The following is a 26,203-nucleotide window of genomic DNA, read 5'->3' on the forward strand; positions in this document are numbered from 1 at the left end:
TTCTAAAACCCATATCAGGAGTCTTTTGTATGTTTGCTCGTGGACTGCAATGAAACATAATGTTCATTGTAAGGAACTTTACCTTCGTCTATTGGCAAAAGGAAAACCTAAAAAATTAGCTTTGATCGCAGTTTGCAACAAGCTTTTAAGAATCTGTTTCGGTGTAGTAAAAAATAAAACGGCTTATCAACCAGATTATCAAAAAAACTTTAAAATTTTAACCTGATTAATTTGCGTATTAACATAGAACATCACGGGTGGTACTTCTTTCATTGATAACCTTAATGCCCTGCGGGAGACCAATAACCGATTCGTCTCCGTATATGCCAATGCGGCCTATACTTTTGATAACCGCTATACCATTTCCGGAAGTGCCAGACGAGATGCCAGTAACCTGTTCGGACTAAAAACTAATGACCAATGGAATCCATTCTGGTCGGCAGGACTGTCCTGGAATGTCTCCAATGAAAAGTTCTATCCTCTAAAGTGGCTGCCTGAACTCAAATTAAGAGGTTCTTATGGCTACAACGGTAATATTAACCCTGCAATGGTTGCCGTGACCACAATGGCCATACTGGGTGTTTCCACCTACACCCAGGAACAGATGGCTAGATTTGACAACTATTACAATCCACAGCTTCGATGGGAAACGGTAAGGATGATTAATGCGGGACTGGATTTTGCGACCCGCAACAACAGGATCTCCGGCTCTGTGGAATATTTCCGTAAAAAAGGAGAAAATCTATTCGGGCAGGTTCCGCTGGATTATACCATAGGATTAACCAGCCTGGTATGGAATGTTGCAGGTATTGAAGGGAACGGTATTGATGTGGAATTAAGGACCATCAACATCAATAAAGCATTCCGTTGGCAGACCACGGCTAATTTCAGCACGTACAAGGACAAGGTGACGAAATACTATCCAAGCAGCACTATTGCCAGGAACTTTGTGCTGTCAAGCGTTCCCATTTCAGGGATTGAAGGCTTGCCTGTCTATTCCATATTCGCTTACCAGTGGGCAGGGCTTGATCCGCATAATGGTGATCCCCGAGGATATCTGAATGGCGAGGTCAGTAAGGATTACGCCAAGATGATGGGCGCTGATGTAAAAGATCTGCAATACTTCGGTTCTGCCATTCCTACGGTGTACGGTTCATTTACCAATACCTTTTCTTACAAACAATTTACGCTGGATGTAGGAATTACTTACAAACTGGGATATTATTTCAGAAGGCCTTCGATCAATTACACCAGCCTTTTTAAGGATTGGGTTGGGCACAGCGATTATGCCTTACGTTGGCAGAAACCCGGAGATGAGGCATTTACCGATGTGCCTTCCAATCAATACCAGACCAACTCCAACAGGGATGCCTTCTATGCGGGTTCGGCGGCTCTGATTGAGAAAGGTGATCATATTCGTCTGCAATACATCAACCTGGGCTATGAGATAAACAAAAAGCAGTGGCAGCAAATGCCGCTTAAAGCCTTACAGCTTTACGCCAATATCAGCAACTTGGGAATCCTGTGGCAGGAAAGCAAAAGCGGGATCGATCCTGATTTTAATTTGGGCAGTTACGTGGTAAAGCCTCCTGTAATGTACACTTTAGGATTAAAAGCTAAATTTTAAAAATATAAAATTAAAAATCAGAGATATGAAAACGATCAAGACAATGAACATTATAAAAACACTCTTTAAATCATCACTGCTAATACCGGTAATACTATCCGTTTTGAGCTGTAGTGATTTTTTGGACGAAAAATCAGACCTGAAGCTGGCCACACCCGATAAACTGGAAGATAATCAGATGCTGCTTAATAACTACGGTTTTCTGAATGTCGATTTTGCATCTAGCGGTGAAACGAGTTCGGATGACTATTACCTGACGGATGCGGATTATAACGCATTAAGCTTTGAGGCATCCAAACGCCTTTATACCTGGATGCCGGATAATGTGGCTACTCCTGTTTCTTCAGGAAATGACTGGTCCGCATGTTACCGGAGCATCTATGTGTGTAATGCCGTACTTTTCAATATGAAGGATAAAAACTATACAGGTGAGCAGGCTGATAATATCAGAGGACAGGCATTGGCATTGCGTGCTTTTCGTTATTTGGATGCCGCACAGATCTGGTGTACAGCCTACAATCCTCAAACCGCAGGAACAGATTTGGGTCTTCCGCTAAGGCTCGATCCGGATATGAATATTCCGTCAGTCCGGTCAACGGTTAAGCAGACCTACGAGCAGATCATCAGTGACCTTCAGACTGCCATTCCACTACTTTTACCAAAACAGATCTCCGGGATGCGGATTTCAAGGGCAGCGGCTTATGGGCTGTTAGCACGAACTTATCTTTTTATGGGAGATTATGAGAAAGCGCTCAGCAATACGGAAGCGGCATTGAATCTTGGTGGTGAGCTGATGGATTTTAATACCCTGAATCCTAATGCAGATTATCCTGTTGCGGAAATGAACAAAGAGGTTCTGCTCTGGGCAGCGATGAAATACGAATATCATCTGATTCCGACCAAAATCCCTGACCACATTTACCAGATGTATGATAATAATGATTTGCGGAAAACCGTATTCTTCGGTACGAATGCAGCAAATGAAGTGCTCTTTAAAGCGTATTACAATAATGCGAATGGTCCGCTCGTAAGTGTGGCCACCGATGAGCTGTACCTGATGGCGGCTGAATGCAAGGTGAGATTGAACAGGATTCAGGAAGGTATGGCTTATCTTAATGCCTTGCTTGTCAAAAGATGGAAAACAGGAACCTTTGTTCCTATAACTGCCAATTCACAGGCACAGGCTTTGGATATTGTTCTGAAAGAACGACGGAAAGAACTTGTGATCCGTGGACTCCGATGGCCAGACCTCAAACGGTATAATCGCGATGGCGCTAATATTACATTGACAAGAACGGTAACAGGACAAACTTATAGCTTACCACCGAACGACCCTCGCTATGCAATCGCTATTCCGGAAGACATCATTACTCTGAGCGGAATGCCGCAGAATCCGAGATAAACAAAACAGGGCTGGAAAACTTCCAGCCCTGCATTGTTAAGGATTGATGAGTTACGGTCTTCTTTCACTTGGGTGCCCTGGGACCAAGGATAAACCTTACCTTCCGGTTGATCCGCGAGTTATAGGGATCATTATCTTATCTGCCAAATTAATCAGTTCATTTTGAGTGCCTTGGTCTGCTTCATTTGACAACAGAACAATACCGGAATTCAAGTCAGGATAAAAGACCATATAGCTACTAAATCCCAAACTCCCTCCGGTATGGGAAATACTTCTTCTGCCATTTACATTATTTTTTACTTTCCAATTAAGGGCGACGGCACCGTCTTCAACCTTTCCAAAAGTTGGCTGGTGGCTTAGTTTTACAGCAGCGTTTGTTTCATCCAGCTGAAAAGCCATATACTTCAGCATATCTGAACTTGTAGAAGCAATACTGGCTGCAACCTGCATGTCTTCCCAATCGATAACGAGCATCAAACGTCCTTTACCGTCATAGCCCTTTGCCAGTTTTCGTGGCAGTTTTCCCGTTGCCAGCAGGTAGGTGTTTTTCATTTTAAGAGGTTTGGTGAAATATATCTTTAAAAGATTATCAAATGAGTCTTTATAAACGTTTTCCATAATGAAACCGAGCAGTTGTGCCGCTGTATTACAGTGTCGGGATACGCTTCCCGGGAGAGCTTTTAGTTTGACATTATGCAGATCACGGTAAAGATCCTCTCTACTGTATTTTGTGTGAACAGAATCTAAGATGAAAGGGATAGCATCAGGATCTGCGTTTCCGAAAAGATCTTTATCCGGCATCCAGTTCGGTAATCCGGATGTGAGATTTGCCAGATTGAGCAGCGTGATCGGTTTTCCATCATATTCCAAATTAGGATAATCTTCCTTCAGATATTTTCTAATATCATCATTCAGGTTTACCTTTTTGTCAAGAACGGCCTTTGCCAGTAGCGTAGCACCGAATGTTTTTGTAATGGAAGCTAGTTCGTATATGGTATATTCTGTCGGAAGATCCTGCTTATCTCTTTCAGTTGAGCCGTAATTATAGATAAATTTCTTTCCATTTTTTATGATACCTACTGAAATACCGACTCTCAAATTATTCTGCATAAATGCAGAGACCGATCGATCTACCAAAGAATCGAATGGTGTTTTTAATTTATTGTCGGTAGGAAATTTTATGGAACCTGTCTGCGCAAAATAGCATGATGCGCAGATTAAAGTGAACATTAATAGCGTTTTTTTCATATAGGCTTAAGTTTTAAAATGTGTTTACTTATACATTCTCATTTTTTATCTTTTAAATAGTTGGCAGCATTGTTATTGTCAGGATTCAGCTCTAACGATTTCCTGTAGTTAAGGATGGCTTCCTTACGATTTCCAAGTGTTTCCAGTATTTCACCATAGCTATCGTAGACATTGGAACTTTTGGGAAACAACAGGGTATTCAATTTAAAAATTTCCATTGCTTCATTTTTTTTGCCTTGTTCTATAAGCTGATACCCCCAGGAATTGACTTCATCCTCGGTCAGAATAAAATTTTTATCGTCTTTACTGATTTTGTTGAAAATTTTATTGGCATCTTTAAAATCATTCTTTAACATTTGCTGGCGCAGGAACTTCAAATTCTTACTTAATCCGAAGCCGTTTTTTAATTTCATATCCGGAAGATAGAAACCGGCAATTTCATCAATGAACCATTCGGGGTTTGAGCCCTGAAGATTGGTTAGCACGATTACCGATAAATTGTCCTGAGGATAGACAAACAATGCGGAGCGCATTCCGCCAACGGGTGCCAGTGCAGGATGCTCTTCTCTGACCACTGTTGGCCAGCCCAGGGCATAACCATTGGTCAACTTATTGAATCCTCTGATATTTCCGTTATTCAGTCTGGCTGTAGCAAACATCTGATCCAGGCTTGACTGTTTTTTCAACAGTTTTTTGCTTTGGAGTGCAATAAGCCATTTGGCCAGATCCTCGGATGTCGAAATAATCCCGGTTGCAGTTCTGAAAAACAGAGGAAAAGTGGCATAGGCATTATGCAGCTTACCATCATTAATCCACTTTCCTCCATCATTGTAAATGGTGGAATATGAGTTTGAATTATGTGGAATGACATCGTTTGAATCGCCAAAACGAGTGGAGACCATAACGCACGGCCTGAATTGATTTTCTTCAATGAACTTTGTGAAATGCTGGCCGCTGAGTTTGGTTATGATCCTTCCTAAAATATAATATCCTGTCTGATTGTAACTGAATTTGTCTCCGGGACTAAATTCCATTGGTAATTTTCTTACCATTTCCCAGTTGCGATTTTCATCACCATTCCCCAATACCTGTTCTTTTTCGTCTATATTATTAGGAAGACCGGAAGTATTGCTTAAAAGCTGATCGATCCTTATAGATTTCCATTCGTTAGGAATGTCGTTAATGTATATGGATATCGGATCCTTTACGTTTAATTTACCCTGTTCCTGCAACTGCATTATTGCTACCCCTACAAAAGCTTTGGTCATAGAATTAATCGAAAAGGTTGTTCCTGAACTTGTTGCTACCTGATGTTCCAGGCTTGCAAGACCGTAATTTTGAAGTTTATCAATTTTTCCATTCCGTATAATTGCCAACTGAAGACCAGGAATGTTCGACTGTACCATTTTTTGTTTGATGAATATATCAATACTGTCTGTGGTGTTTTGAGCAGTCAGGTGTTTTGAAAATAATACTGCAAACAGAAGTGACATAAGTTTGATGATCTGAAATGACTTTTTCATCTGAAATATTTAGTGGTTATTTATACTAATGACAATCGTAATAATCAATTTGTTACATTTATAAAAACCGCTCTTTTCACTATAAGAAAAAACAGGGCTGGAAAATTCCAGCCCTGCATTGTTAAGAAATGATCGCTTACGGTCTTCTTTCACCTGGGTGAATCGCAAGAACCTGGGCGTTGGTCAGCCCGTCGATCACATCATTCAGGCTGCTTCCTTCCGGAACGGTCATTGAACAAGGTCTGTTTCCTGACGTAATACAGGATGGACTTGTGCCTTCCTGCCAGTTGGCGACTTCAGCGAAAGCACCTTCTGACACATCACTGCTGTTGTAAAAATACTGTTTGTCAGCAGACTTTTTCTCCATCACTTTAAACGACATCACCGCCCCTGAGAATATCACGGCAGCAATAGCTACCGCATTGGCTTTCAAAATTTGATTAAGTTTCATAATTCCGGTCTTTTTATACATCAAAAAAGATTACCATAAAAACTTTAGAAACCTGTCTGAGATGTAAGATTGCGTAGGTAAAGTCATTTAATTATACCCATAGATTAAAAAATCTTGTCGTACCAAAATATCCTATTCTACATATTCTCAAACAAATTGTTGTTAATAAATACATTTTAGAATTTCGGATCGTTAAACAGCTTTCGGCTGTCTAATTTTAAGGTTGAACATAAATAGCAAATTCAGTCATAATCATCCGTAAGCAACTACGGTAACATACTTAGTCAGCAGGCCTGCTGTATTTTAGATGTAAACCTAATGCGATAACAATAAGAATGACACAGCCCATATTGAAATATAAATGCTGATGCCTGCTCATTTTCTCCAGAATTCCGCCGCAGGAACAAGGCAGATTTTTACTTGTACTTAGTAGTAAAGCGATATACCAGGTGAAAATGGACATCAAAACAAAGCTTCCTATCAGTCCTGTAGTTCTGGTTTTCCGGTAGCATAACAATCCTGCGATTAGAAATTCAACAATGATTATCATGTAAGGCAGGAATTGCGATGATCCATTCAACAATGGTGATGCTGAAATCTGCAACTGGAAATTATCAAAATCCGATAACTTACTTATAGCTGCATAACAAAACGGCAGTATAAAAAAGTAGCTTGTGAATTTTACGATTATTAGTTTGCACTTTTTCATAATCATTATTAGTTTTTTAAATTTTCCTTCCGGTTTAAATGCCTTGAATTATGAAGGCTAAATTACAGTGACAGAAAGTCTGGGGAAAGCGTTTGTGGGAAAGATGTATCTTTTTATAAGTCACAAATGATACATTTTTACCACTGTTTTTATTTTTAAATAACTGAAAATAAAATATTTGTGTCGTTTTTGCGATTGATATCTGGACGTTGATTTCTCTAAGTGATTTTAAAAGGATTTTTCAGGTAAATTTGAGTATATCTTATTGTTATGAATTATCATCATAAGATTTTACTGCTGATTTTTAATCTATTGCCCTTCTTTATGATGGCACAGGATTCTGAAAAACTAACATACAAGACGATTTCAGACTTGTATGCGGGTTATCCTGAAAATGATGAAAGAGCAATAGTTTTTGTAAATAGGTGTATCCAAAAAGCCAAAAGAGAGCATTGTTTTAAAAAGCAAATCATCGGTTATGAAGAAGCCATCTTTTATACTAAAAATGTAGACCGCAAATTATCTTATGCTGATAGTGCCATTTCTGTGGCATTGCAAACAAAATTTCCTGATTTGATCTCAAGATCTTACCTCCGAAAAGGAATCATTTACTATTACAACAAAAGACAGTATAAGCAGGCTTTGGAACAATATCTCAAAGCTTATCAATGGTCTCAAAATTCAGACAATGATTATCAGAGAAACAAGGTTGTCTACCACCTCGGAATGGTAAAAAGTTATCTGGGAGACTACCAGGAAGCGGCTGAACATTTTCGAAATACGGCAAGGTATTTTGAGAGACGTCTCAAAGAAAATCTTCATTCCAACACCAGGCTGAATAATGAAGCGGGATATTATAATAGTATTTATCGGCTTAGCACCTGTTATAGAAATATCGGGATGTACGCTCAAGAAGATTCGTTGATAGATATGGGTTTGCAAAAACTGAAAAATGTTGATGATCATTTACTGGAATACGGTTGTCTTCAAACAGGAAAAGGCGTACAGCTTTTGAGAAAAGGAAGTAAAACCGAGGCATTAGAACATTTAAAATTATCACGTGATATTTTACTTAATAATCAGGATTACAGTTCATTGACGATGGTTTACTATTACTTAGGAAAAGTATATTGGTTACAAGAAAACAGGACTGAATCTTTGCGTTATCTGAATAAAGTGGATTCTATGATTCATAAATTCCGTTTCGTAAGCCCGGAGATCCGCTCGAATTATCAGTATCTTATTGCTGATGCAAAACAGAATGATAATGTTGACAGGCAGTTATATTATATCGATCAACTATTGAAAATGGATTCAATTCTCATTGCTGATTTTCCAATGATGGCATCAAAAATCTATCACAAGTATGACAGGGTTCAATTAATAAAGGATAAACAATTGCTGAAAAAGAAACATTATATTTTTAACGTAGTAACTGTTGCTACGGTTGTAGCGACCCTGATTATTTTACTTATTACACTGGATTACCGGCGGCGGGTGAAAAAGAAAAGAATTGATATTAAGTATTATGAACTGCTGGAAAAAATGAGAAACCACAATGATCTTTTTGAAACAGTTCCCATACTTTCCAATAAAAAAGAGCCATTCAGTCCGGAGGTTATAGAAGATATCAAAGCGAAACTTAAAAAGTTTGAAGACCAGAAACCATTCCCAATTGTCTTATGTACTGAACGAGCATCTGAAAATGTCTTTCACACAGTATCTGAAAATTTTAAGAATCAAGTATATTACTAATCTTTTGATAGAAGACAAAGAGTATCTTAAATATAATATTCACGTTTTAGCAGACCAATGTGGAATGTCTAACAGGCAATCCTTCTCCGCACACTTCCTAGAAATCAATGGCATGAGACCAACCGAATTTATAAAGAAGAGATTGAAGGAGATTGAGGAAGATTGAATTGACGAACTGCATATATATTTTGATGCAATGTGTAAATTTGAATTTTATATTATAAAAAGTATGGCAAAAAGTTTTAAAGATGAACATTTGACTAAGTTTAAAACAGCATTACTGAATGTAGCTCCTGAATATTTTAAGATTCCAGCAATCAAAGGTCAGATTCATTTAAATTAAAGAGCTTTTGCATTATATCATCAACTTAGGTTAGTTTATACCGGACACAATTGGTATATAAATGGAGAATGGAGAATTGAGAAAAGGATTAACATTTTTACCAAGCTATAAACTTGATAATACTTTGATTCCTGATTTAGTTATCCATCATCATACTACAACTAATAATAATATAATCGCTATTGAAATTAAATCAAATCCAAAAGTGACTGGTTATGAGATAATTGAGGATTTGAAAAAATTAGAAATATATACTCGACCTGGAAAAGACTGCTTAAATTACCAAATAGGGATACTATTAATTACTAATTGTAACTTTATGAAAAAGTTATTAAGTATGAGAATTCAAAATAGAAATAGAATAATTGAACTTTTAAATTTTCACAGAATAGCTATCTGGACAATGTTCCTTTGCCATTGAACGATTGTGGAGGCAGTGTAAAACTAAGTGAAGATTGTTTAGAAATCATTAGAATAAGTAATTTAAAAAAAATAATATAATATAAATTCGGTTGAGCTACTTGTGACTAAAATCTATATTTGAAGAATAGCCCTTATAAAAAATATTGAGTTTTTATATTAAATTCAGTACATCGTGTCTGAAATCATTAGAAGATTAAGAAAAGTGCTGTATTATAAAAGAAATAATTATGCGAATAGCTATTACTGGTTCACACAGGGTCGGAAAAACAACTTTGGCGGAAGAGATTGCTGATAGTTTACCTGATTACGAATTTATAAATGAACCTTACTTACAACTTGAGGAGGAAGGATATCTATTTTCAGAGATACCGACATTGGACGATTATATTGAGCAATTCAATTTTTCTGTAGAACAGCTACAGAATAGTGGAGACAATGTGATTTTTGACCGTTGTCCATTAGACCTCTTGGCGTATGTTTATGCGGTTGGCAAAAAGAAAAATATATCTGATCTCTACGAAGAGATGGCCGCGGCAATTGCTGAGATTGACTTTTTGGTTTTTGTTCCCATAGAAAACGTCGATTTAATATCGTGTCAGGAATCTGATTTACCTAATCTAAGACAAGAAGTAAATGATATTTTAGAAGACTGGATCGGAGATTTCAGCAATGAAGTTCTGGAAATAAGCGGAACTTTAGAGAACAGGAAAAAGCAAATATTGGATAAGATAAGTAGTATGAGAAAATAGAAGCTTATCTACATTTTTACCTTTTCATTCTTTTCATTGGAAAGGTCTGTTTGCGTTTCTGTCCGTTTTTTGTTCCTGAAATTTCGGCTATCAATGAATCGGAAGTGATTTTTGTGTAAGCGATGATCTGCGGAAAGTCGTGTTGTGGATTTTCAAAGACCAATTGATTTTCGGAAATTGCTTTAGCGGCAAAACGAACAGGCAGACCATCATTTTGATTTTTAACAGTCGGAATGTAAAACAACTTTTTATTTTCCTGCACGAGCCGGATATTTTCAAAAACGATCGTGTCTTTGTCTTTTACAATATAACTTTTCCCGGAAAATTCATTGTGTCCTGATTTAGTCCAGGTTTCATAGATGCTGCCTTTCTGGGTCTTGTTTTCCCAGGTACCGATCAGCCATTCCACTTTTTGAATGTCGTTTGCCTGCTTTATTGTCCAGGCATAAAGAATAGCCAAACTAACGACTGTAATACAAAATTTTGCTCCTGTTTTCATAATCTTCACTCATTGAATAATTGTCATTTTATTTAATTTCCAAACACTGGATAACTTCCTTGCTGAAAGTTTAGATGACAAAGTTGCAATGTTTTTTAAACCTAAAATTGTAAAAATGGGACAAGTCTAATCCGTGCCGTAAAAAAGAGAGGACATCGTAAGGTGACCACCGTAAAATTCTTTGGGTGTAGATCCTGTAAATTCTTTAAACTCTTTGATAAAATGTGCCTGATCATAGTACTCGTTTTCGTAAGCCAGTTCTGCGAGGTTGGAGAACTGATCGTTCAGCAGCATTTTGAGCGCAGACTGCAATCGGATCGTCCTGGATAGTTGTTTAGGGCTTAGGCCAATGGCTGAAGAAAATTTGCGTAACAATTGTCTTCGATCGACTTGGGTAAGCTTGGACAGTTCATCGACCGAGAATTGTCCATTGGCTGTTATAATCGTTTCAACCGTTGATCGTACAAGGCGGTCAATGGTTTCTGTGTCAGTCAGCCGATCCAGTAAAAATTTTTCAATAAACTTTATTCTTTCCGAAGTTGAATTGGCATTTAAGATCTGTTGCTCAATTTCCTGTCCATCCTTTCCAAAAAGCTTTTCTAATGAAACAGCAGTATTTTCCATCTCCTTTATGGGAATAGTGGTAAAAGGCAAAAATCCTTCGGGATGAAAGCGAACGGAGAAAATTCGTGTCTCGCCGGTCGGTTCGATCTCAAGTGGCCGTGTTAGTTGTCCGATAACAAAACATCTGGTCTGGATAATGCTGTTCCCATTATCTAAATATTGTTTATATAGATCTCCATAATGAAAGATCATCTCCATACATCCGTCAGGAACGATGGTTTGCTTTTCAGGTTTTTCTTCTTTCGGGCTTTCCAGTGTCCAATAACATCTGATAAATGCCGCTAAGTCCCGATCTGGTTCAAATGTCTGGTAATTCATCTGGCTTCTTTACAAAAGTTATTCATTTAAAAACTTCAAAGTAAATCAAATATAATCAATCTTCGTATAAAGTGATTGATGGATAATCTATTATCAACCTGCGTAATTTAAGTACAGGTTAACTGAAAACCTGCGCAAAATGTGCACAGGTCAGCTTAAAACCAGCTCAAAAATTAAGCAACTCAACACCAATCCTGCGTAAAAATTGAGCCGGTCATCACTAATCTTGCGCAAAATTTGAGCCGTATACTGTTGATGCGACTCAAGAATTAAACCTCCATATCTCTAAATTGTATCCAGGAAAGTAAAGTAGCTCATATCCATGGTTAAAAATTGGGCCACTTTTTTGAAAACTGGCTCAAAAAGTGAGCTGTTCATCACTAACCCGGCGCAGAATTTGAGCCGGATACAATCAATGCGGCTCAAAAATTAAATCGCCATATTGCTAAACTGTATCCAAGAAACTATAGCAACTCATATCCCTGCGCAAAAATTGAGCACCCTTTTTGAAAACCGGCTCAAAATTTTTACCACAACACGCTTACCTGGCTCAAAAAGTAAGCCGGTCATCCCTAACCCGGCGCAGGATTTGAGCCGGATACTGTAAATGCGGCTCAAAAATTGAGCAGCCCTAATATCATTGTCTTTTCTGTTTTTTTTCTTTTCAAAAGCAATTAATACAACTTATTAATAATCAATTAAATGCAGTCATATTTCAGAGCTCTGAAAAATCAGCGATACAATTAAGCAAGATGTGTCTTTGTATATACAAACTTTTCAAGTTTTATATCCAAGACTCTCTTGCCTTTTTTGCAAAAAGGGGAAAAGACTTCGGAACTCGTCTTTTTTCTTGTAAACCATGTAGTAGATTCCAATTTATTCTTTTTTAATCTCCAAAAGATTCCTGCATCATCCAGATTGTTCTTATTTAGACCACGTCCTTATAACACTATTGTTTTCAATGTTTTAATGCTACAAATTTGTAGAAGAAAACTAAGTCAAAAACAAAAATGAAGTAGTTATGATCGTAAACCTAATCACCAAAGAAGACCTTCAGGAATTTAGAACCGAATTGCTGGAAGACATACAAAACCTTTTTCAAATCAAGATTTCCCAGCAGAAATTATGGCTGCGTTCGTCAGAGGTCAAAGCACTTCTGAAAATCTCCTCCGGAACATTGCAGAAGCTACGGATCAATGGAGCTTTATCTTACACCCGTGTCGGTGGGACATTATATTACAATTACAAAGACATTGAAGAAATGCTGAAAAATAAGCAATGATATTTCGAAGCACCAAAACTAAATTATGAATTATATCAAACACCTCACAGCTTTCTATGAAAAGGTGGCTCATGATAATACGCTTAATCCATCACACATCAGCCTCTATTTAGCCTTATTCCAGTTCTGGAATTTCAGCCGTTTCCGAAATCCGGTCAGTATTTCTCGTGATGAGGTGATGCGCATCAGTAAAATCCGCTCAAAGGCCACCTATCATAAATGCCTGAAGAATCTGCATTCTTCGGGCTATATTGATTATCAGCCATCTTATAATCCATTCGTAGGAAGTCAGGTTTTTATGTTGGATTTTGCGGATGAGTTGAAGCCTGTTAGAAAGAACAGGGAGATTGGGATGTAGGTTTAATATAACTTTTTATTTTCAATTGTCTTTTTTATAAAATTTAGATGATGAAACCTACATTTCGTAATTTGAGAAATTTCATTTATAAAATTTCATTCAAATAATAATTTTCGTTAATTTTAGAGAGTTACAAGAATTATTAGCAAACTACGGTTTTCCGTAATTGCTAATAAAAATTCTTGTCTAAATTTAAAACTATGATTACGAAAATTAATAATGGGTCTCAATGGAGGAAATGGAACTTTCATGTCCATACTAAAGGTACAAATAAAAACGATCAATTTACATCTTCTTCCACAGAAGATTTCTTTTATATTTTTTTTAAAGCTGCATTTGATAACAAGGTTGAAGCTATTGGTATTACTGATTATTTTTCAATAAACAGATATTTAGATGCTGTGGATTATGTGTCTGAAATTGAGAATAAAGAAAATGCTACTGGAGAGAAGTTGTTCACAGATGAAGAAGTCGCTTTTATTAAAGGAATATTTTTGTTTCCGAATGTTGAATTAAGAATGCTTCCTGCTACAGACAGAGGAAAGTTGATTAATATTCATTGTCTTTTTAATCCAGAATATGTTCCTCATCTCGAAAACGATTTTTTTGGACACATCGAAAATCAAGATGGTAAAAAAATGAACAGACATGGATTGACCGACTATGGAAGAGAATTAGATACTAACCTTACAACTGATGAGCAGAGATATAAGAAAGGGATTGATAGTTTGTAATAGACTTGAAAACCCTTAAAAGTGTTTTGAATAAAAATAAAAAATTTCGTGACAATTGTATTTTGGTTGTTAGTAATTCTAATAACGATGGAGCATCAGCGGTTCAAAAACATTACGATTTATTTGAAAATGAAGAGGGTTCTCTTGATGGGTTAAGAAGTTCAATTTATAAAATTTCTCATGCGATTTTTTCAACTAATATTAAAGACATCAATTACTTTTTAGGCAAAAGACTAGAAGGTACAGATGGGTACAATGAAGAGATTTATAAACAAGAAGTAAATGATGTGATACGTCAAAGAGGCTCATTAAAGTCATGCCTTGTAGGATGTGATTCACATAAAGAATCAACGCTGTTTAGTAAATTTACATGGATTAAAGCAGAGTTAACCTTTGAAGGATTACGTCAAATCTGCTTTGAACCCGAACAGAGAGTGAAAATCCAAACTGATAAGCCAGACTTTAAAGAAGATAAGGTCGTCATTGATCGGGTAAAATTTCACTCTCCTAATAATGTATTCACTCCAGAAATGATACAGCTCAATCAGAATCTTAACGTAATTATTGGGGGAAAATCATCTGGAAAATCAATTCTTTTGTATTCTATTGCAAAAACGCTTTTACCGGACCATAGTATTCTTTTAAATGAAAATGGAGAAGAAAAATATGATTTATCATCTTTAGATCCTGACTTTAATTTTGAAATAACTTCTAGAGCAGGAATCTCTCAAAAAATGTTTAGAGAGGATGGGGAAAATTCTATTATTCCAGACATTAAATATATTCCACAAAATTATTTAGTAAAATTAGCAGAACCTGAAGTCAATAAAAAAGGAAGACCATTGAATAAATTGGTTAGAGACTTAATAAACGAAGATGATGATTCCAAAACAAGATATGATAATTTTATCCGAAATGTAAGACAATATGATAAAGAAAGAGAGGATCTTATTGATAAATATTTTGAGCTAATTGATGATACAGAAAATCTTGAAAACGAACTCAAAACAAAATCGAACAAAGAAGTCCTTGAAACGAATATTGCTTCAAACACGAAAAAAGTAGAAGAATTAAATAAAGCGGCAGGTCTAACAACCGAGCAATTAGAAGAATATAAAAAAATCCAAGAAAGACAGTTAATAAGCGATCAAAAATCTACAGATTTTAAATCTGATTTTGAATCTACCAAAACCATACTCAAAGAATTAGATAAGGTTGCGGAAGATTTGATTAGTAGTAAAAATAATTTGTTAAGTAGTCTTAAGCTAAGTTCTATAAAATCCTACTATGAAGATAAGTTATCTGAGATAGATTCACTGAAAGATACTATATCAACTCTAAGAAAAGAATTGAAGATTGAAACCAATGAAGAAGGAGCAAAATATTTTGTTGAAGAGAATCCATTCAAAACAGAACAAGATATAATTGAATCCGAAGCTACTGCAATTGATCTTGCTATCAAGCCTTTTCAACAGAATGAGGATATTCAAAAACAAATAACCGTTTTAAATCAGTCGATTGCAAACGATAAAAAATTGTTGAGTGAAATAGATAGCCTTGGAAAACAGATTATAGATAAAAAAGCACTCGTTCAGAGTACCCACGAAGATATTTTCAAAATATATGAAGAGTCTTATAATGAATATGTGAATATAATTGCCGAATTAAGAGACAGAACTTTAGACTTAGAAAAAGATGGATTAAAAATTGAAGGGATTCCTCAATTCAATTTTCCAAAACTATATAAAAATATATATGAAATAAGTGATGGCAGAACTGCATCCTATAATCATTATCCTCAAATTCTTGATAACAAAAAAAAGGCTACAGCAGAATGTGAATTTTCATCTGTTAAGGAAGGGATTCTAAATGTTTTTAGCGACATTATGAATAACTCTTACGCACTTCTTCCAAAGATTAATAAAAAACATGCAATCAAAGCATTACTAGATGATTACTATTTTGATTACTGGAAGATAACATATAAAAATGACAAGCTAGGCGAAATGTCTACTGGTAAAGCGAGCTTTGTTATTTTGATGCTTATCATAGGTTTAAGTAAATCTAAATCTCCAATTTTGATTGACCAGCCTGAAGATAACTTAGACAACAGGTCTATCACAAGAGATTTGGTATATTATCTTAAAAACAAAAAATTAGAAAGACAAATTATAGTGGTTACACACAATGCTAACATTGTTGTTAATTCGGATGCAGAAAATGTTATTGTTGCTAATCAAAAAGGACAAAATAATTCTGAATCTTCTAGTGAATTTCAATTTGACTATATTAATGGGGCTATTGAAAACACTTTTCCTATAAATGAATCTGAGACTGATTTGCTGAAGTCAATGGGAATAAGGGAGCATGTTGCTGAAATAGTAGAAGGAGGCAAAGAAGCGTTTATATTAAGAGAAAAGAAATATAGATTTCATTAAGAATGTTTTAGAAGATAATTTATACAGATGGAAGGCTCAGCATCACAAGCAGGATTTTATTATCAGAATAATATTGCAGCACTTAAAATTATTGATTGTCTATTTTTCAATTCAGATATACGTCAGATTAGATTGGAGAATTATGAGAAAGGTAACCATATAGATGACATTATCATATATCGAGAAAATAAGATTGATTATTTTCAAGTTAAATGGTCTGAAGATGAGGATAATTCTTATTCTCTTTACAATCTACTTAAATCTGAAATAAACGATAAAGGTAAAGTAGTTAAGAAATCATTATTCAAGCAATTAGCAGAGGGATATTTAAGTGTAAAACGAAATAGTGAAAACTTTTCTATAACACTATTTACCACTAAAAAGGAAAGCAATCAAAAACGACCAAGTGAAAATGTAAATCATAGTCTTTGCGAGATAAGAACAAATATATTTGAATTCTTAAAACAATCTGATGTCAGATATGATTCTTTGCCCAATTATGAGAATTACAAAGAAACAATAGAAAAAATAAGACAGGAATGTTCACTAGACGAAGATTCTTTCGATGAATTTATAAAGAGTTTGGAGTTTAAATTTAGTCAGGAATCTATTGAGCAAATCCAGAATGTTCTTAAATCTAAATTGGAAATGATTGGTATTGAAACAAGTTTGCTTGAACGACTTTTAAACGCTACTGTAAAATGGAGTATTTCAGGAGAAGGTATAACAAAAGATTTAGTGCTAAAAGAGCTTGGTATTTTAGATAGGTTTGAAGAAAAATTATCACATTATTTTAAAATAATTGATGATGAATTTTATGTGCCTAATCAACCTTTTTTTGAGCAACTTGAAAGAGGGTTGGATGAACTTCCAGGAGGTTATATTTTTATTGAAGGGCTTCCGGGTATTGGTAAATCCACAGCACTTACGAAATTTAAAGAGCAACATTATGATATCACATTGGCCTATTATTGTTTCATTCCTGATACAAAAAATGATTTCGGCGAATTAAGACACCAATCATATTATTTTTTGAAATCATTATGTGTAGCCATTGAGAAAAACTTTCCAGAAGTTGATTTACCAGATAAATATTCAGAACGATATAAAGAAAAACTCAGTTCTTATATAGAAAAATTAAGCAAGCTAAAAAAGAAAATCATATTCATAATTGACGGATTAGATCACGTACATCGGGACACTACACTTGGAGAGAAATCTTTGCTTAATTATATCAAAGGTGATTTACCAGACAATATTTACTTTATATTAAGTTCACAGTATGATACAGTTTTATCTCCATCTGTAAAACTTCAAATAGATTCTGACGCAAGAAGGTATATTAAAGTTTCTCCCTTTACTCAAATGGAAATAAAACAATATCTTGATAACAAAGTTATTGATACGAGTAACATCCTCGATGCAATTGAAAGAGTATCCGGAGGAATTCCGATTTATCTTCATTACATTTCTGAACTTCTAATAAAAATTGATAAAAGAGATTATGAAAAAACGTTAGAGGATTTACCCAATCTTATCGACGGAAAGATTAATTCCTATCACGAATATTTGTTCCAAAAGATAGAAGATAATGTTTTTGCAAAGTGGGTTTTAGCAGTTTTAGCATATAGAAAAGAAAATACTTCTATTGCAACCATACAAGAAATATTAAAAATCGCAAGTGAAAATAGAACTCTTACAGAAGTCGAAAGTGTAATTAGTGTATTTTCTCACCTGCTGAAACAAATAGACGGAAGAGCATACTCGATATTTCATAATAGTTTCCGTGAATTTGTCATATCAAAAACTGAGGATTTAAAAGGTACTTTCAATAAAGCATTAATTTTATTTTATGAACAAAATCCGTTTACGGATGAAGCGTATAGAAATTATTTTTCTCATCTATATGAGGTTGGAGAATATGATAAGATAATTTCTGCTACAACATTAGAATGGATAAAATCTGCTTGGGACAACTATAGATCTCTTGAAGAAATTAAAGAAAATCTCGAAATAGCATTAAAAGCAACCATAGAGAAAAGTTCTCTTTCTGAATTTATAAGAATAGCTTTTTTAAAAACTCAGTTTGATCGAGCAAGTTGGAATTTAGAAAACTCAGACATTGATTTCCCAATTCTTTTATTGAATGTTAATGAAACTGCTAATAGCCTAAGAATGATTTGGGATGGCGATTTCGTATTGACTAGCAAAGATGGTTTTTGCTATTATTTGGGGAAATATTATCAAAACACAGCGAATTTACTTCCTCAAAACATTATTAATCAGGGTCTTTCTAAATTTTTAAAAGATCATGATAGTAAAAGTATAACCCGAGAATTTGAAGCAGAATCCTTGATATATGATGATATAGCTGAATTATTCAATGAGATAGATAGTATTAAATGGCAGGAATCAAATAAACACAATAGAAGCTATCTTAAGAAAAGTCATTCGGAAAAACAAAATGCTCGAATTAATCTTAAAATGAAATTTGAGATTATTAATCATTTAACAGAATGTAAACAATACAATAAGCTACTTCAGCTGTCAAAAGTTTTTAAGGAAGATCAAAAGTTATTTCCAAAAATCCAATTAGCATTAATAAAATTATTGTTGCCTGTCCCAACAGAAAAAAATACAGCTATTAAAATCATAAAAGAAATTGATTTTTCAAATCTTTCTGATAAAACATATCTTAAACTTATTTCTTTATGTTCTGATTTTTTAAGTAATGAAGAAATTATAGAACTATTTCCGAAAAGAGATATTCCAGAACCTGAACTATTTGAAAAAGTAATAGAACAAGTGAGAATGGGTTATAAATTACGAAAAGAAATTATCAACTTATATAATGATTTGAAACCTGTTTGGATTTTTCAGCCAGAATTAATACCAAAACTACAGTTAAATTGTTCCTATTTATCAAGTCCAGCAGAAGATATTTATGATTCCATTTTTATTCTATCCGATATATGGAATACAGTAAGAAATAACGATTCGGATGAGGAGGCAACTTTAAAATTATTTAAAGATTGTATTGAAAGTCTTTATGTAAAACGTAAAAAAGTATTTCAAACTAGAGCTAATGGTTTGTTTGATATGAATAACGATGATTATTTCATTGCAAGCAGTATTAAACATATATTTAAAGATATATTCAGGCTGTCAACACAAGTGTTGTCAAAAGAAAATCTTGAAAAATTAGTAAACTATTGGATAAACTTCGATAAAAGTGGAAATGGATTTAGACATTATTCGGTTGGATTGACAATTGCAAATGAAATTTATAACAGTCAACATAAAAATTTTACAGAGCTAACCTATAAAGTCATTACACACGCTGAAGAAATAGCAAGATTAGAGCAAGATACGGTTACACTAACCTCTTACTTGGCAGAGGTTTCTGAAAGCTATGGAATGTGCCGTTTTAAAGAAGATTTTCAAAGAATTTATAATCAACTCATAGATATTTCTTTTGGAGTTAGCCATCGAAAAGATTATCAATCTTCCGATATTATAGAGCCAATGGAATTAATCCATAAAATAGATCCAGATAATACATTGCAACGCCTTTCGAAAGTTTTTCATATTCAGGATTTATTAAATGAAGCCGGAAATGGTCGTATGCAGCATATTTGTATTTCTAATTTAATTGCATTTACCGCGGATAAATATCCTGAATTAGCTTTTAGGCTAATAGAAATAGAGGAACCAAATATTGCACGAGATGAAGCACTAGATATAATAATTGGTCCTTTGATAGAAAATTCTTCCAATGATGACTTGGAACTGTATTTAGCTGTTATTAAGACTTTGCCACGATGGAAAAACGGCGGAACTAGTGAGGCTCATTTTATACACCTTACTAAGAAATTATTATTACGAGCTATACATTTTAATAATAATGATGTCATTACTAAAATAGTCGATATTGTAAAGTTCAATACTTTAGTTGAACTTGAAGATATAAAAGAACTAAACAAATTTTCAGAAATACTGATTGAAAAAGGAATTGATTATACTGTTTATTCTTTGCCTGAGCCAATTATAACTAATAATGAAAAATCAACTAATAATGTTCCTGAACAAGAAAACATTAAAAAAGATAAATTCATTATTCAATTTCCAAAATTATCGTTCGAAGAGTTGGTTCAGCTTTTTGAAGAAAGTTATGGAAGGTTTGAAGCTCATATACAATCTCAATTTGATATTCAAACTCAAAATAGGCGAAACCAATCGCTGAGAAAGGAATATCATTCAGCAAAATCAGTGTTTGAAAGTTTTTATAATGAAACTTCTCCTGAAAATAAACTCATTACTGAAAAGAATAAGTATAAAATCATTAGAGAGTATATTGTTCTAAAAAACAAGATAGTACATTTCAACTCTGATGTTACTTTAAAGTTAAGAGATTTTGAAAAACTTTTTGATGAATTCATTTCAAACATTGATGAGCTTCTCTCTAGTAACTCTTTAAGGGGCTATGTGGATGAAAAATTAGATACAGAACAATTTTTTGAAAATATTCTGCATAATGTAAATTGGCAAAGAGATATTCTTTTTTATCAGGTACTATCAGACAAAGAAGTTCTTAGCCTAGTAGATCAATGCTCAATAATGAACATTGATAATTTACTTAATTTCATTGAAAAATGGACAAAAGATAGAATCAGGTCTACTTCTTTACTAAAAATAGCAAATAGATTAATAAATATTGATATCAATAAAGCAAAAGAAATTGTTTTATCGGCTTCGCAATTTGAATTTGACAGTTTATTATTTCAGAGAAATAATGATCCGGATAAATTAGATTTTGATATTATTGAAACTATTCTGAAAATAGATTCTGATTTTGGAAAGAAATTCCTTTTAAAAAGCTATTATACACAAAAAGGAAAATATAGTGGTGATTTAACTAACTCTATCAATAAGCTTATAAAATATCAAGCCTATTTTAACGATGAATCCATCAAAACATATTATGAAGCAAACTTACAATACAATAAAGAACTCGCTTTAGGTCTGCCGGATAAAGAGAACAAATATGAGTTTATCTCACAGTATTCTGAGACACTATCATTTTCTGAAGTTACAATAAAGCATTTGGTTTGGCTTTTCAATTATCCAGCCATAAAAATCAGAGAACTTGCCTTAAAATCTGCTTATGACTTGATTAAAGATAATTCAGATTACATAAAGACGTTCATACATTTCGGTATTGAAAATGGTAATGATAATGAAGTTGAACATAGCATTATCGTCCTTCAAGCAATTGCTCTACAAAACCAAACAATACTTATTCAATTTAAGGATAAGTTTATAAGTCTTTTGAAAAAAGAGCATTTTAATATCTTAGAAACAACAAAAGAATTACTTTTTTTAATTAACGAATCTAACAGTTCATTTTTGGCAAAGAAAGAATTAAAAAAGTTCAAATTATTAAACTCTGCATATAAACGATATGTTTTTCTCTCGAATTTACCTAAATGGTGTTCTCAGATAATACTTAAACTCTATAATTGGTGTTCTCACCAAGAAAAATTAAATACGGAATACAAACAAATTAAATTTACCTATTCTCAATTACAATATAATTTAATTTATGAAATAAATGAAAATGAAGAAAGTAATCTCATATTTGAAAGTGTTTATTGGGATATTGTATCTAAAGGCTGGAAAGACTATGATAAAGAAAAAGAGGAAGCTGTTCATCAGAGATATAATATAAATACTAACTTTGATACAATTGAAATACAATCTCCTTATTACGATGAGGTTAAGAGTAGCTTAAACAAAATTTTTCATTCCAAAATAAAACGAAATTGCTTTGATCCTTCATTTATTGAAAGGATTAAGTATAAATTTAGAGTTTACGATCCTTCTAAACTAATATATTCTATCGTAACTCGTCCTAATTATATCAATTGGATACCCGAAAATATTTCTAAAGAAGATTTTTTAACTTTTAATGATTTTGGTAGTCTAGTAAACAATCTTATCAATCGTGAGGGAGATTATATTACATTGGTAGAATATGGTAACCAAAGAGTAAACCGATATAAGGAACTTAATGGGACTTGTTATTTTGAAGTTAGAGCTTTTCTAAAGAAACGAGATTTTGATTTAACAAGAATTGACAATTTACCATTCATTCAATTAGAAAATCAATACGCTTATGAGCTACCTTTAGCTGAATATAATTCATCTACTTTTCCTATTAATCAGATAGTTCATTTGGTTCAGATATCATATAACAATTATAGAAGTGAAAAGGATTTAATAAATACTAATTTGTTTTCTGATACATTTTTAAAATTTGATATCGAAAAGAAAAATCTTTTAGATATTATTATAAACCAAGGCTGCTTCCCTTTAAAGGCTTTTAGATGGATTAACGCCTACACATCCAGTACGGATAGAAGAAGATATAAGCCTTCATCCGAAGGATTAACTTTCAAGATAGAAAAAGAGATTTTAATAGATTACCTGAAGATAAACAATTTAGTCCTTTGTTTTAACGTCAATTTGAAGCGTTCAGCCGATGAATATATACCAGAAAGCCATATGAATTGGTACAAATTAGATAGAAACATAGAAATTGAATTATAGTTAAATGCAAACCTTTAATCTATACAGAGAAGCAAAATATCAATATGAGAAATTAATCCCAGAAAAAAATGACGGATTGATTCTCCTGTCTCTTTATGCCAAGTATAGGGATAAAGATTTCACGGAAGAAAATATCATTTCAATTATAAATAAGATTTTTAAAGATCAAGGGAATAATGAAAGTAATCGAACAGAATACAACAGAAACAATACTATAATTTTAAGATTACAGGAATCTTTCTTGTGGCGTAATGAAACGAAACGAACCTATCAATTTAAAAAGTACGGATTGGAACTTTGTCAAAATATTGAAAAACGTCTCATCGAAAAATATAATCCTGCAAAAATAAAAAGGTTTTTTGACGAGTTACATAAAAGCCTCACAGAATATATTGAAACAGACAAAGACTTCAACGAATGGATTGAAGATCATTTTGATATACGAATGCCTGAGCTTATTTCTCAAATTGAAATATTGGATCAACAAGTAAACGAATCTGTTACTGACTTCAAAATCAATATTAAATCGGAAGACCAAAGTATTCTTGATATTTTAAAAGAAATAGAAATCCGTCTTGAAGTAATAAAAGAACAAGCATCTGAACTCAAAAATGCTTTTCAAATATCATATGATATTGATGAATTACTAACTGATATTCTTCAAAAAAATGATAGTTACAATTATATTGAGAATATTCAAAAGGTTCAAAAATTTCATGATAATTCCCGAAGTCAATTAGAACAGATAAGCAAGAGAATTGAAAAAATAAAACCCAGAATTAGGGAATTTATTTATGATTTTAATAAGAAAGATTTTGACAGGAAAACCAATAAATTTATTAACTATCTGTTGGAAAAATCTTTTGTTAAAAAAGAGAAAAGTTCGAAAAGAATTCAATTTCCTAATAATCTTTCTGCATTAAAAGTAAAATCAATAGAGCACTCTCTCACATTCAATATTTTCCCAATTAGAGAAATAAGTCCTAAATTACCTGCTGAAGTTATTAAAAGGGCTATTGATATTCCTAAAAGAAAAGAGTTGTTAGATAAGACCCTAAAATGGAAACAAGATAAAGAAAGAATAATGTATTGGACAAATTTGGCATTTCAGGAACTGGAAGAAAAAGGTTCGTTAGTTTTTACCCCATTTTTTTTTAAAATTGTAGATACAGACCGACTGGCAATTGCCGTTAAAACAGCACATAGTGTTTTGAGAAAAAGTACAAAAACAAAACAGCGATATAAGGTTGAAATTAAACAAGAGCGTGTTAATTATATTGCAAATAAAAGAATATCATTATGGCAGATGACAATTCAGAAAAAGTAGAAAAATATAGTTTTCTTTATCAAAAGAAAGCTGTGGGTATTTTTGCTAAATTAGATTACACACTTAGAAGTGGTATTCATATTCAACGAGAATATCCTTTGGATGCAAATTTATTTCGTTTCTTAAATGAGAATGAAAATTTTGAGTCTTTGAAAAATTATTATAAAGACTTTTTCAATCTTAACCTAAGAAAGGAAGGGAATGAATTCAATCAGTATCATTACTTGGATATAAATGAAGACGGAAAAAGTAATGTCCCTTCTGATAACAGAGACTATTTGAAAAATGAATTTATTATTGTTGGTATGCTTTTTCTGAAAATGTACAAATTGGATGGCAATATTGAACTTGATAGTATATCTGATTTTACAAGTCTTCTTTATGAAGAATACGAAGAAGAAAAAAATGCTTTGAGAAAATTGATTAATGATAATTCTTCTGACAAAGGCTCTGATTTAAATGACCAGAGGTTTGAAGATGTTGTGAAAAAATCTTTTATCAAGTTTGGAGAATTAGGGTGGTTAATGTGGGATGATGAAATTGAAAAAAACAAATTTAAAATAATGCCTTCCTTTGAAAGATTACGAACAGCATACCAACCTCAGATAGAGACAATAGACAGTTTGATTAAAGAAGTGAAAAATGCAGAATAATTTTCCTCGCATATATAGTTTATCTACCATAGGTATTAAACAACATTTTAATGCTGATTACTTATTTCATCCTTACAGAACGGATTTTAGTGGGGAAAGTGGTAGCGGAAAAAGCATGATAGCTGATATGATACAATTGATTCTAGTTGGTTCAAGTGAATTTAAATCTGCGACAGATGGTAATAAGGATAGAGATGTAAAAGGGATGCTTTTGGCTTCTGCTGGGAAATCATCTTCCAGAGGTTATATTTTTTTAAATATTGAATTAATACCCAAACAATTCATAGTGATTGGTGCATATATTGAAAGTACTAATAATACGGCTAATATGTTCATTATCCAAAATGGATATGATTGGGAAACATTAACACCTCTCAATAGTCCAATTTTTACGAAGGATTTAATTATAAATGATAAAGTCGAGACACTAAGTAGTCTAGCTGAAAAAGTTGAATTTGCTAGAGTAAAGTCATTCAGTAAAAAAAGCTATCATCAAATTCTTTATAATAATGAAATTCTCTCTCTAGATTTAACAAAAGATGAAACATTAAAAACCTATGCAAATATATTGAGGTCTTTTTCAAGAGGTAAAGGTTTTAAAACAGAATCTGAAAATCTGAAAAAATTCCTTTTCGGTGATGATGAACAAAATATCATTATGGAAAAATACAGAGAGGAAGTGGGAAATATTAGTAACGATTTCAACGAACATAAAAGATATCTGGAAGAAATTGATTTGATAAACAAAAAACAATCTTCTCTAAAAAATGCACTCGATAAATGCAAAATATATAAAACAACTTATACCGAATACCTACTTAATAGATATCATTATTGGCATACTTTAAAGAGAAAAGCAGAAATAGAAAAACAAAAAGCACTAAGGGAATTAGAATATAAAAAGGTTGAACTTAACTTTGTTGAAAATCAAATTAAAAAGTCCAAGATAAAAGACTTAGAGGAACTTTTAGACAAGAAAAAAACTATCGCTAATCATGCTTATAATGATAGTTATAAAGAGGAAATAGAAACTAAGTATTTTAATATACAACATTCTAAAACATCTGTAGAAACAGTTGATAATTGGTTGACATTAAATGACAATCAGTTAGATAAAGTTAAAGAGTGGTA

Annotated in this window: 20 protein-coding genes; 14 read left to right on the forward strand and 6 right to left on the reverse strand. The window is 33.3% G+C overall.

Annotated elements, in window-relative coordinates; all coding sequences use genetic code 11:
- The first annotated feature begins 547 nt into the window (after positions 1 to 547).
- Together DD829_RS02365 and DD829_RS02370 are read left to right on the forward strand one after the other, a co-directional pair.
- Positions 548 to 1,627, forward strand: a complete 1,080-nt coding sequence (locus DD829_RS02365) for a TonB-dependent receptor (RefSeq protein WP_108410714.1) — start codon at positions 548 to 550, stop codon at positions 1,625 to 1,627.
- 25 nt (positions 1,628 to 1,652) lie between these two features.
- The gene (locus tag DD829_RS02370; protein WP_108410715.1) at positions 1,653 to 3,029 is read left to right on the forward strand and encodes a RagB/SusD family nutrient uptake outer membrane protein; all 1,377 of its coding nucleotides are present in this window, start codon (positions 1,653 to 1,655) and stop codon (positions 3,027 to 3,029) included.
- Positions 3,030 to 3,125: 96 nt separating this feature from the next.
- Here DD829_RS02370 and DD829_RS02375 read toward each other — a convergent pair whose 3' ends face one another.
- From DD829_RS02375 to DD829_RS23335, 4 genes are all read right to left on the reverse strand, one after another.
- Positions 3,126 to 4,277 carry a serine hydrolase domain-containing protein gene (locus DD829_RS02375; RefSeq protein WP_108410716.1) on the reverse strand — a complete coding sequence of 384 codons (1,152 nt, stop codon included), beginning with the start codon at positions 4,275 to 4,277 and terminating at the stop codon, positions 3,126 to 3,128.
- 38 nt (positions 4,278 to 4,315) lie between these two features.
- Positions 4,316 to 5,800 (reverse strand): serine hydrolase, encoded by a 1,485-nt coding sequence (locus DD829_RS02380; RefSeq protein WP_108410717.1) that lies wholly within the window; start codon positions 5,798 to 5,800, stop codon positions 4,316 to 4,318.
- 136 nt (positions 5,801 to 5,936) lie between these two features.
- A complete protein-coding gene (locus DD829_RS02385) occupies positions 5,937 to 6,203 on the reverse strand; it encodes a hypothetical protein (protein WP_123906785.1) in 267 nt (88 codons plus the stop codon).
- A 328-nt stretch (positions 6,204 to 6,531) separates the two neighbouring features.
- On the reverse strand, positions 6,532 to 6,960 hold the full coding sequence (locus DD829_RS23335; protein ID WP_123906786.1) for a MauE/DoxX family redox-associated membrane protein: 429 nt from the start codon (positions 6,958 to 6,960) through the stop codon (positions 6,532 to 6,534).
- A gap of 270 nt (positions 6,961 to 7,230) precedes the next feature.
- On the opposite strand from DD829_RS23335, the gene DD829_RS02395 reads away from it, so the two are divergent.
- The 4 genes from DD829_RS02395 to DD829_RS02410 all read left to right on the forward strand — a co-directional run bounded on the left by DD829_RS02395 (position 7,231) and on the right by DD829_RS02410 (position 10,230).
- Positions 7,231 to 8,715, forward strand: coding sequence for a tetratricopeptide repeat protein (locus tag DD829_RS02395; protein WP_123906787.1), 1,485 nt, complete (start codon positions 7,231 to 7,233; stop codon positions 8,713 to 8,715).
- Positions 8,666 to 8,881: a helix-turn-helix domain-containing protein gene (locus DD829_RS24440; RefSeq protein ID WP_116547481.1), complete on the forward strand. Its 216-nt coding sequence runs from the start codon at positions 8,666 to 8,668 to the stop codon at positions 8,879 to 8,881. Before DD829_RS02395 ends, DD829_RS24440 begins: the two co-directional genes overlap by 50 nt.
- Before the next feature lie 238 nt (positions 8,882 to 9,119).
- Complete coding sequence (locus tag DD829_RS02405; RefSeq protein WP_116547482.1) at positions 9,120 to 9,479, forward strand: hypothetical protein; 360 nt, start codon at positions 9,120 to 9,122, stop codon at positions 9,477 to 9,479.
- 229 nt (positions 9,480 to 9,708) lie between these two features.
- Positions 9,709 to 10,230: an AAA family ATPase gene (locus tag DD829_RS02410; protein ID WP_108410007.1), complete on the forward strand. Its 522-nt coding sequence runs from the start codon at positions 9,709 to 9,711 to the stop codon at positions 10,228 to 10,230.
- Positions 10,231 to 10,246: 16 nt separating this feature from the next.
- Here the strand turns inward: DD829_RS02410 and DD829_RS02415 are convergent, their stop codons facing one another.
- Positions 10,247 to 10,729, reverse strand: coding sequence for a DUF6265 family protein (locus DD829_RS02415; RefSeq protein WP_123906788.1), 483 nt, complete (start codon positions 10,727 to 10,729; stop codon positions 10,247 to 10,249).
- 126 nt (positions 10,730 to 10,855) lie between these two features.
- On the reverse strand, positions 10,856 to 11,671 hold the full coding sequence (locus tag DD829_RS02420; protein ID WP_108410005.1) for a DUF6597 domain-containing transcriptional factor: 816 nt from the start codon (positions 11,669 to 11,671) through the stop codon (positions 10,856 to 10,858).
- A gap of 1,021 nt (positions 11,672 to 12,692) precedes the next feature.
- On the opposite strand from DD829_RS02420, the gene DD829_RS02425 reads away from it, so the two are divergent.
- From DD829_RS02425 to DD829_RS02455, 8 genes are all read left to right on the forward strand, one after another.
- On the forward strand, positions 12,693 to 12,953 hold the full coding sequence (locus DD829_RS02425; protein ID WP_108410004.1) for a helix-turn-helix domain-containing protein: 261 nt from the start codon (positions 12,693 to 12,695) through the stop codon (positions 12,951 to 12,953).
- A 25-nt stretch (positions 12,954 to 12,978) separates the two neighbouring features.
- Positions 12,979 to 13,311 carry a hypothetical protein gene (locus DD829_RS02430; RefSeq protein WP_228408102.1) on the forward strand — a complete coding sequence of 111 codons (333 nt, stop codon included), beginning with the start codon at positions 12,979 to 12,981 and terminating at the stop codon, positions 13,309 to 13,311.
- 200 nt (positions 13,312 to 13,511) lie between these two features.
- Positions 13,512 to 14,045, forward strand: coding sequence for a hypothetical protein (locus DD829_RS24035; RefSeq protein WP_185144290.1), 534 nt, complete (start codon positions 13,512 to 13,514; stop codon positions 14,043 to 14,045).
- A gap of 62 nt (positions 14,046 to 14,107) precedes the next feature.
- On the forward strand, positions 14,108 to 16,483 hold the full coding sequence (locus DD829_RS02435) for a TrlF family AAA-like ATPase (protein WP_410493801.1): 2,376 nt from the start codon (positions 14,108 to 14,110) through the stop codon (positions 16,481 to 16,483).
- A 27-nt stretch (positions 16,484 to 16,510) separates the two neighbouring features.
- Positions 16,511 to 23,092, forward strand: coding sequence for an NACHT domain-containing protein (locus DD829_RS02440; RefSeq protein WP_116547483.1), 6,582 nt, complete (start codon positions 16,511 to 16,513; stop codon positions 23,090 to 23,092).
- A 4-nt stretch (positions 23,093 to 23,096) separates the two neighbouring features.
- A complete protein-coding gene (locus tag DD829_RS02445; protein WP_116547484.1) occupies positions 23,097 to 24,419 on the forward strand; it encodes a hypothetical protein in 1,323 nt (440 codons plus the stop codon).
- Complete coding sequence (locus DD829_RS02450; protein ID WP_116547485.1) at positions 24,392 to 25,072, forward strand: chromosome partition protein MukE; 681 nt, start codon at positions 24,392 to 24,394, stop codon at positions 25,070 to 25,072. Before DD829_RS02445 ends, DD829_RS02450 begins: the two co-directional genes overlap by 28 nt.
- The coding region (locus tag DD829_RS02455; protein ID WP_228408104.1) for a hypothetical protein at positions 25,062 to 26,203 on the forward strand (1,142 nt) is incomplete at its 3' end. The genes DD829_RS02450 and DD829_RS02455, both read left to right, overlap by 11 nt.

The sequence above is a fragment of the Chryseobacterium sp. HMWF035 genome, assembly GCF_003094695.1.
GTDB classification, from domain to species: Bacteria; Bacteroidota; Bacteroidia; order Flavobacteriales; family Weeksellaceae; genus Chryseobacterium; species Chryseobacterium gambrini.